This is a genomic window from Snodgrassella alvi, assembly GCF_002777425.1.
Lineage (GTDB): Bacteria > Pseudomonadota > Gammaproteobacteria > Burkholderiales > Neisseriaceae > Snodgrassella > Snodgrassella alvi_B.
In genome coordinates, this window is the sequence record NZ_MDVC01000083.1 from 1 (window position 1) to 7,332 (window position 7,332).

The 7,332-nt window shown below is 48.0% G+C and carries 1 protein-coding gene, 2 tRNA genes, 3 rRNA genes and 1 pseudogene; 1 reads left to right on the plus strand and 6 read right to left on the minus strand.

The genetic code is table 11. The annotated features are described in order from the left end of the window. Positions 1-758, minus strand: a pseudogene (locus BGI33_RS07465) (helix-turn-helix domain-containing protein); the annotation flags it as partial. Between the two features lie 474 nt (positions 759-1,232). Here BGI33_RS07465 and trmL point away from each other — a divergent pair. Further along, a complete protein-coding gene (gene trmL / locus BGI33_RS07470) occupies positions 1,233-1,715 on the plus strand; it encodes a tRNA (uridine(34)/cytosine(34)/5-carboxymethylaminomethyluridine(34)-2'-O)-methyltransferase TrmL (RefSeq protein ID WP_100090615.1) in 483 nt (160 codons plus the stop codon). 150 nt (positions 1,716-1,865) lie between these two features. Here trmL and rrf read toward each other — a convergent pair. From rrf to BGI33_RS07495, 5 genes are all read right to left on the minus strand, one after another. Continuing rightward, positions 1,866-1,978 (minus strand): 5S ribosomal RNA (gene rrf, locus BGI33_RS07475). Between the two features lie 108 nt (positions 1,979-2,086). Continuing rightward, positions 2,087-4,976 (minus strand): 23S ribosomal RNA (locus BGI33_RS07480). Positions 4,977-5,329: 353 nt separating this feature from the next. Further along, positions 5,330-5,405, minus strand: a tRNA-Ala gene (locus BGI33_RS07485). A 15-nt stretch (positions 5,406-5,420) separates the two neighbouring features. After that, positions 5,421-5,497: transfer RNA gene (locus BGI33_RS07490), tRNA-Ile, on the minus strand. A 77-nt stretch (positions 5,498-5,574) separates the two neighbouring features. After that, positions 5,575-7,113, minus strand: a 16S ribosomal RNA gene (locus BGI33_RS07495). Together the 16S, 23S and 5S rRNA genes with 2 tRNA genes alongside form the textbook arrangement of a ribosomal RNA operon. Positions 7,114-7,332: the final 219 nt, after the last annotated feature.

Here is a 7,332-nt window from a genome sequence, read left to right on the forward strand (position 1 = left end):
CAAATTCAGATATAGTTCGTATGCATGACGCTCTTTATGACCGTTATACTCACTTCCTCTATCCGTCAGAATTCGTAAAAGCGCTACCTGCTCATTATCAAAAAATGGTATCACTTTATCATTGAGTATATCCGCAGCAACTAAACTGTTTTTCTCCGTATATACTTTAGCAAACGCCAGTCTTGAATAGGTATCAATAAACGTTTGTTGGTATATTTTCCCAATCCCTTTAATATGACCAACATAATATGTATCTTGTGCGCATAAGTAACCAGGATGCTGGGTCTCAATTTCACCTTGTGCCTCTCGCGCTGCTTTCGCTTTCTCTAAAGCCTGTAGCTGGCTTTCTGTTAACACAAGCCCTTCCTGAGCTACTTTTGTTTCCAGAGCGATCAGCCTTTTTTGAAGCTTTCTAAATCGTGGCGTAACCAGATTGAACGTACGCCGCTGCCAGAGACCATTATTCCTTGCAGACGTAGCTGATTAGCTACCCGATGTTGCCCATAAGCAGGAAATTCATAAGCCATATTAACGACAGCCTGCTCAATATGAGGCTCTACGCGATTTTTCTCTATAGGTTTTTTGCGACTTATTTCCTGAAGAGCTAATTCTCCGCCCTGTTCATAGAGTTTTTTGAAGCGATAATAGCTGTCGCGACTATATCCCAAGACTTTACAGGCTTGCTGAACATTACCTAACTGTTTAGCGAGTTCTAAAAGACCTAATTTTGGTTTAATTATTTTTGCAGATTGATTCATTACTGACACTCCATTATTGGTTTAAAATACTCTAAATGTCAGATTAAATAAAGACTACTACAAATCAATTACCAGATAAATGTTTCAATACATTAAATATTCAACACTCGCTGAGTAAAAAAAGGGGGCCGTATGATAATGCAGTGACGCAAGCAACATTTAAGAGGATTCAAACTGAGCTTGTTAAAAGAAAAAAGTTCATGACAATCCAAAAATTATAACAAGCCTTTGCAGCTTATGCTTATTGGTACAAACACAAACGATTACATTCATCGTTAGGCTATTTGCCTCCCATGAAATTTAACAAACAACTACCCCTTTAATTTTATTGTTTGAATATGCATATCCATTCCATTATATTCGTATGCAGGCAAATAATATCGTCAACACAGTAAGCACAGTTGATAAAGAAATTTTGCAATACAATCGTTATCCAATCTGATATACACTAAATCTTTTTTAAGAATGACCAGCATGCCGCTGCACATTGCTCTCTACCAGCCCCAAATACCCGCCAACACCGGCAACATCGCCCGTACCTGCGCCGGCACTCATACCAGCCTGCATTTGATTCACCCGCTGGGCTTTTCCACTGACGATAAAATGCTCAAACGCGCCGGGCTAGATTACTGGCCTCACGTAGACATTCATTACCACGACAGTCTGGAAGCCTTTATAGAGATGACGGAAGCTCAAACTAATGCACAGGTATATTTGATAGAAACGTATGGCACGCGCAATTACACTGAGTTTGATTTTAGTGACAGCTCACAGGAGATTTATTTTTTATTCGGCCGCGAAACAACTGGCCTGCCTGCAGAATTCGCTCGGGCACGTAGCTGTAACTGCCTGCGCATTCCCCAGTCGGAGCATATCCGCTCTCTGAACCTCTCCAATGCCGCCGCAATTGTGCTGTACGAGGCATTGCGGCAGCAGGATTTTAATGGGCTTGGCTAATTCACTCTATATACAGTAAGCACAAATACAAACAGCAGCATCAAGGCTGCTGTTATGTTTTGCTAGCAGGCATCTATATTCATTGCCTTCTAGCCTTTAGCCAAAGCAAGAAACCCGGCTGATCTCTCAACCGGGTTCTTCTTATGGGGAGTCTGGCGGTGTCCTACTTTCACATGGGCATCCATACTATCATCGGCGCTAGGTCGTTTCACGGTCCTGTTCGGGATGGGAAGGCGTGGGACCAACCTGCTATGGCCGCCAGACATTAAACTGTCAAATCAGAAAGCCTTAATCTTGGTGATGTGTATTCATCAGTAAGCTTTTATCATTTCTTCTGTACATGCTCTCATGTATGAAGTCCTTCAAATGATAGAGTCAAGCCTCACGAGCAATTAGTATCGGTTAGCTGCAAGTGTTACCACTCTTCCACACCCGACCTATCAACGTCCTGGTCTCGAACGTCTCTTTAGAGGGATTAAATCCCTAGGGAAGTCTCATCTTCAGGCGAGTTTCACGCTTAGATGCTTTCAGCGTTTATCTCTTCCGAACTTAGCTACCCGGCGATGCGACTGGCGTCACAACCGGTACACCAGAGGTTCGTCCACTCCGGTCCTCTCGTACTAGGAGCAGCCCCCGTCAAACTTCCAACGCCCACTGCAGATAGGGACCAAACTGTCTCACGACGTTTTAAACCCAGCTCACGTACCACTTTAAATGGCGAACAGCCATACCCTTGGGACCGACTACAGCCCCAGGATGTGATGAGCCGACATCGAGGTGCCAAACTCCGCCGTCGATATGAACTCTTGGGCGGAATCAGCCTGTTATCCCCGGAGTACCTTTTATCCGTTGAGCGATGGCCCTTCCATTCAGAACCACCGGATCACTATGTCCTGCTTTCGCACCTGCTCGACTTGTCGGTCTCGCAGTTAAGCTACCTTGTGCCATTGTACTATCAGTCCGATTTCCGACCGGACCTAGGTAACCTTCGAACTCCTCCGTTACTCTTTGGGAGGAGACCGCCCCAGTCAAACTGCCTACCATGCACGGTCCCCGATCCAGATGATGGATCCGGGTTAGAACCTCAAAGTCACCAGGGTGGTATTTCAAGGACGGCTCCACAGATACTAGCGTTTCTGCTTCTTAGCCTCCCACCTATCCTACACAAGTGACTTCAAAGTCCAATGCAAAGCTACAGTAAAGGTTCACGGGGTCTTTCCGTCTAGCAGCGGGGAGATTGCATCTTCACAACCATTTCAACTTCGCTGAGTCTCAGGAGGAGACAGTGTGGCCATCGTTACGCCATTCGTGCGGGTCGGAACTTACCCGACAAGGAATTTCGCTACCTTAGGACCGTTATAGTTACGGCCGCCGTTTACTGGGGCTTCGATCCGATGCTTGCACATCTTCAATTAACCTTCCAGCACCGGGCAGGCGTCACACCCTATACGTCCACTTTCGTGTTTGCAGAGTGCTGTGTTTTTATTAAACAGTCGCAGCCACCTATTCTCTGCGACCTCTAACGGCTTACGGAGTTAATCCTTAACCATCAGAGGCATACCTTCTCCCGAAGTTACGGTATCAATTTGCCGAGTTCCTTCTCCTGAGTTCTCTCAAGCGCCTTAGAATTCTCATCCTACCCACCTGTGTCGGTTTGCGGTACGGTTTCATTCAAACTGTAGCTTAGTGGCTTTTCCTGGAAGCGTGGTATCAGTCACTTCGTGTCCGTAGACACTCGTCATCACTTCTCGGTGTTAAGCACCCGGATTTGCCTAAGTGCTCCACCTACCGGCTTAAACGATCTATTCCAACAGATCGATGACCTAACCTTCTCCGTCCCCACATCGCATTTGAATCAAGTACAGGAATATTAACCTGTTTCCCATCGACTACGCATCTCTGCCTTGCCTTAGGGGCCGACTCACCCTACGCCGATGAACGTTGCGTAGGAAACCTTGGGTTTTCGGCGACAGGGCTTTTCACCCTGTTTATCGCTACTCATGTCAACATTCGCACTTCTGATACCTCCAGCATGCTTCTCAACACACCTTCTTCGGCCTACAGAACGCTCCCCTACCATGTCAGTTATCTGACATCCGCAGCTTCGGTTACAGATTTGAGCCCCGTTACATCTTCCGCGCAGGACGACTCGACCAGTGAGCTATTACGCTTTCTTTAAATGATGGCTGCTTCTAAGCCAACATCCTGGCTGTCTCGGCCTTCCCACTTCGTTTACCACTTAATCTGTCATTTGGGACCTTAGCTGGCGGTCTGGGTTGTTTCCCTCTTGACACCGGACGTTAGCACCCGATGTCTGTCTCCCGAGGAACCACTTGATGGTATTCTTAGTTTGCCATGGGTTGGTAAGTCGCAATGACCCCCTAGCCATAACAGTGCTTTACCCCCATCAGTGTCTTACTCGAGGCACTACCTAAATAGTTTTCGGGGAGAACCAGCTATCTCCGAGTTTGTTTAGCCTTTCACCCCTATCCACAGCTCATCCCCGCATTTTGCAACATGCGTGGGTTCGGTCCTCCAGTACCTGTTACGGCACCTTCAACCTGGCCATGGATAGATCACTCGGTTTCGGGTCTACACCCAGCAACTAATCGCCCTATTAAGACTCGGTTTCCCTACGCCTCCCCTAATCGGTTAAGCTCGCTACTGAATGTAAGTCGTTGACCCATTATACAAAAGGTACGCAGTCACGGATTACTCCGCTCCCACTGTTTGTATGCATCAGGTTTCAGGTTCTATTTCACTCCCCTCCCGGGGTTCTTTTCGCCTTTCCCTCACGGTACTGGTTCACTATCGGTCGATGATGAGTATTTAGCCTTGGAGGATGGTCCCCCCATCTTCAGACAGGATTTCGCGTGTCCCGCCCTACTTTGCGTATACTTAGTACCACCTCTGAAATTTCGAATACGGGGCTTTCACCCTCTTTGGCCAAGCTTCCCAGCTTGTTCTTCTATCTCAGTGGCTATCATATACAGGCTCTTACGCGTTCGCTCGCCACTACTTGCGCAATCTCGGTTGATTTCTTTTCCTCTGGGTACTTAGATGGTTCAGTTCTCCAGGTTCGCTTCTCTGCACCTATGGATTCAGTGCAGGATACCATGCTTATACATGGTGGGTTTCCCCATTCGGACATCGCGGGATCACAGCTCTATTGCCAGCTCCCCCACGCTTTTCGCAGGCTTACACGTCCTTCTTCGCCTATCATCGCCAAGGCATCCACCTGATGCACTTATTCACTTGACTCTATCATTTCAAGAACCTCTTGACTTCGCCATCTCCACCGTTGACTAGTGAATATGACTAAGGCCTTTACTCTCATAAAGCTTACTGCTTTGGTTGTCTGAACAACGCCTTTTGTTTTCGTTGTTCAGCGATACAATCATCACCCAATTCTTTCAGCACTTTCTTCTTCATCTGTTTCCAGATTCCGATTCCTGTGCCTCAATCTTTGTTTGTTGATTTCGGCTTTCCAATTTGTTAAAGATCGATGCGTTACTTCGCAAATTAAAGCTAGCTTCTGCTTCGTCTGTACTCAGACTAAACTACCTTTAATTTCCAAAGTATCCTGATTTAACTTCCCTCTTCCTACAGAGTCGTGGTGGAGGCAAACGGGATCGAACCGATGACCCCCTGCTTGCAAAGCAGGTGCTCTACCAACTGAGCTATGCCCCCGCGTCCTTAAATATGTGGTGGGTCTGGGAGGACTTGAACCTCCGACCCCACGCTTATCAAGCGTGTGCTCTAACCAGCTGAGCTACAAACCCAGTTTATTCAGTCTCTTCTCGCATCTTTTCAGTTTACCGATAAGTGTGAATGCGAATCAGCCTCTTCTTTTCTCTAGAAAGGAGGTGATCCAGCCGCAGGTTCCCCTACGGCTACCTTGTTACGACTTCACCCCAGTCATGAAGCATACCGTGTTAAGCGACCTCCTTACGGTTAGTCTACCCAATTCTGGTATCCCCCACTCCCATGGTGTGACGGGCGGTGTGTACAAGACCCGGGAACGTATTCACCGCAGTATGCTGACCTGCGATTACTAGCGATTCCGACTTCATGCACTCGAGTTGCAGAGTGCAATCCGGACTACGATCGGCTTTCTGAGATTGGCTTCACCTCGCGGCTTCGCTACCCTCTGTACCGACCATTGTATGACGTGTGAAGCCCTGGTCATAAGGGCCATGAGGACTTGACGTCATCCCCACCTTCCTCCGGTTTGTCACCGGCAGTCTCATTAGAGTGCCCAACTTAATGATGGCAACTAATGACAAGGGTTGCGCTCGTTGCGGGACTTAACCCAACATCTCACGACACGAGCTGACGACAGCCATGCAGCACCTGTGTTACGGTTCCCGAAGGCACTCTCCTATCTCTAAGAGATTCCGTACATGTCAAGACCAGGTAAGGTTCTTCGCGTTGCATCGAATTAATCCACATCATCCACCGCTTGTGCGGGTCCCCGTCAATTCCTTTGAGTTTTAATCTTGCGACCGTACTCCCCAGGCGGACAATTTCACGCGTTAGCTTCGCTACTAAGGCATCTAGTACCCCAACAGCTAATTGTCATCGTTTAGGGCGTGGACTACCAGGGTATCTAATCCTGTTTGCTACCCACGCTTTCGAGCATGAACGTCAGTGTTATCCCAGGAGGCTGCCTTCGCCATCGGTATTCCTCCACATCTCTACGCATTTCACTGCTACACGTGGAATTCTACCTCCCTCTGACACACTCTAGTCACACAGTTTCAAATGCACGTCCCAAGTTGAGCTCGGGGATTTCACATCTGACTTATTTAACCGTCTGCGCTCGCTTTACGCCCAGTAATTCCGATTAACGCTCGCACCCTACGTATTACCGCGGCTGCTGGCACGTAGTTAGCCGGTGCTTATTCTTTAGGTACCGTCAGCACTAGATGGTATTAGCACCCAGCTTTTCTTCCCTAACAAAAGTCCTTTACAACCCGAAGGCCTTCTTCAGACACGCGGCATGGCTGGATCAGGGTTCCCCCCATTGTCCAAAATTCCCCACTGCTGCCTCCCGTAGGAGTTTGGGCCGTGTCTCAGTCCCAATGTGGCGGATCATCCTCTCAGACCCGCTATGGATCGTCGCCTTGGTAGGCCTTTACCCCACCAACTAGCTAATCCAACATCGGCCGCTCAAATAACGCGAGGTCATAAGATCCCCCGCTTTCCCCCTCAGGGCGTATGCGGTATTAGCCATCCTTTCGGACAGTTATCCCCCATTACTCGGTACGTTCCGATGCATTACTCACCCGTTCGCCACTCGCCACCAGAGAGCAAGCTCTCCGTGCTGCCGTTCGACTTGCATGTGTAAAGCATGCCGCCAGCGTTCAATCTGAGCCAGGATCAAACTCTTATGTTTAATCTTAGCTTGTTGCAATCTCGAAGTTCCCTCCGAAATCACTGGTCTGCTTCAAAGTTATTGACAAGTATATGTCTATATATCTCGTCTCTCTGAATCAGTGTGAGGCTCATCCGCACTCACACTTATCGGTAATCTGTTCTGTTAAAGAGCGTTGCTTTCGACTGCGTTCTACTTTAAACTGTTTAGTTCGTTTCGTGTCGCGTCATCAGCGAAGAA

Excerpts from the sequence above, each read along its gene's own strand:
- trmL (WP_100090615.1), top strand. The coding sequence starts at position 1,233 with ATGCCGCTGCACATTGCTCTCTACCAGCCCCAAATACCCGCCAACACC.